Source organism: Mesorhizobium sp. M7A.F.Ca.US.002.01.1.1 (genome assembly GCF_004022955.1).
Classification (GTDB): Bacteria; Pseudomonadota; Alphaproteobacteria; order Rhizobiales; family Rhizobiaceae; genus Mesorhizobium; species Mesorhizobium ciceri.
The window spans coordinates 1-1,873 of the sequence record NZ_RZQE01000767.1; the positions used below are offsets into that span (position 1 = coordinate 1).

Consider the following 1,873-nt stretch of genomic DNA (forward strand, 5'->3'; position numbering starts at 1 on the left):
TGGTGCCCGACATGACCACCAGCATCGAAGCCACGGCGGCCAATGAGCGGCAGCTGGTCTCGATCCCCCTGAGCGCACTGGCCGAGCAAGGCACCCAATCGATCGTCTGGACCGTCGATCGTGGCGCCGACACCGTTCATGCTCGTCCGATCAAGGTTGCCGAGTTCGCCGCCGATGGCGTGCGTGTCGCGGAGGGTTTGAAACCCGGCGATGTCGTGGTCGCCGCCGGCACGCAATTCATGACCGAGAACCTCAAGGTGAAGCTCGCCGGTGATACGGCGCTGCAATCGGCATCCGCGGCGGACGGCGACGCCAAGCAGGTGCGCTGACGACAGACAACCGGCTGCGCGTTCCCGCAGTCGCTGGTTTCCGGGCGGCAGGCGCCCGACCGAGACGCTCGATTGATGTAACCCCCACATCGATTTCGCGTCCCACCGCGATGAGTGCTTCTCCGCTGGGAGAGCCTTGCCGCCCGGAAGCCACTACGAACCCTCGATTTTGTTGCGCTAGATAGATGGACCAGCGTCGATGACCAATTCCACGGAAGAGAAGCGGCCCTTCAACCTGTCGCGCTGGGCAATCGGCCATCCCGCCATTGCGCGGTTCCTGTTCGGCCTGATCATCATTTCCGGCGCGCTCGGCCTGATGCGCATGGGCCAGAAGGAAGATCCCGATTTCACCTTCCGGGTCATGGTCGTCCAGGCGATCTGGCCGGGCTCCTCGATCCAGGAGATGGAAGACCAGGTCGTCAACAAGATCGAACGCAAGCTGCAGGAAACGCCGCATCTCGATTTCGTGCGCTCCTTTACCCGCGCCGGCAGCGCCATCATCACCGTGCAGATCAAGGGCGACACCAACACTGCCGAGGTGACCGACGCGTTCTACCAGGTGCGCAAGAAGGTCGGTGACATTGCCGGTGACTTGCCGCAAGGTCTGCTCGGCCCCTATTTCAACGATGAATTTGGCGACACCTTCATCACCCTGCATTCGATCAGCGGCGACGGCTTCAGCTATCCCGAGCTGAAGAAGTTCGCCATCCAGGCGCGCGACATGCTTTTGACGACGCCCGGCGTCGAGAAGGCCGTTATCATCGGCGACCAGCCTGAAAAGCTCTATATCGACGTCTCGTCCAAGGCCCTGGCCGAACGCGGCCTGACGCTGACCGATCTGCAGAATGCGATCAAGGGACAGAACAATGTCGACCCGGCCGGCTCCGTCGATACCGGCACCAACTCGGTGCGCATTTCCGTCGAGGGCGATGTCGGCAAGGTCGAGGATATCAGGAACCTGCGCCTGCGCGCCGGCGGTCAGGTCACGAGGCTGGGCGACATCGCCACGGTGAGTTCGGGGTTGCAGGATCCGTTCCAGCGAAAGTACCGCTTCAACGGCCACGACAGCGTGCAGTTGGGCGTCGTCATGGCCAAGGGCTTCAAGGTTACCGATGTCGGCAAGGATGTCGAGGCCACCTACAAGCGCTTCGAAGAGGCGCTGCCCTACGGCGTTGCGGTCGACCAGATCTCCGACCAGCCGGGCGTCGTCACCGATGCGGTGGCGGAGTTCATGCATGCGCTTGGCGAAGCGTTGCTGATCGTGCTCGTCGTCTCGTTCCTGTCGATCGGTTGGCGTTCCGGCCTGGTCATCGCCATCGCCATCCCGCTGGTGCTGGCCGCGACCTTCGCCATCATGTACGAGCTCGGCATCGACCTGCAGCGCATCTCGCTCGGCGCGCTGATCATCGCGCTCGGTCTTCTGGTCGACGACGCGATGATCGTCGTTGAGATGATGGAGCGCAAGCTGGAGGAGGGGATGGTCAAGGTCGAGGCGGCGAGCTTCGCCTATTCCTCGACCGCCTTCCCGATGCTGACCGGCACGC

The 1,873-nt window shown here is 62.9% G+C and carries 1 protein-coding gene and 1 pseudogene; both read left to right on the forward strand.

Features of this window, described 5'->3' with window-relative positions:
- Window positions 1-329: pseudogene (locus EN932_RS35215) on the forward strand (efflux RND transporter periplasmic adaptor subunit); the annotation flags it as partial.
- Window positions 330-528: 199 nt separating this feature from the next.
- Window positions 529-1,873, forward strand: a 1,345-nt coding sequence (locus tag EN932_RS35220) for an efflux RND transporter permease subunit (protein ID WP_164890815.1), incomplete at its 3' end; no start/stop codon positions are given.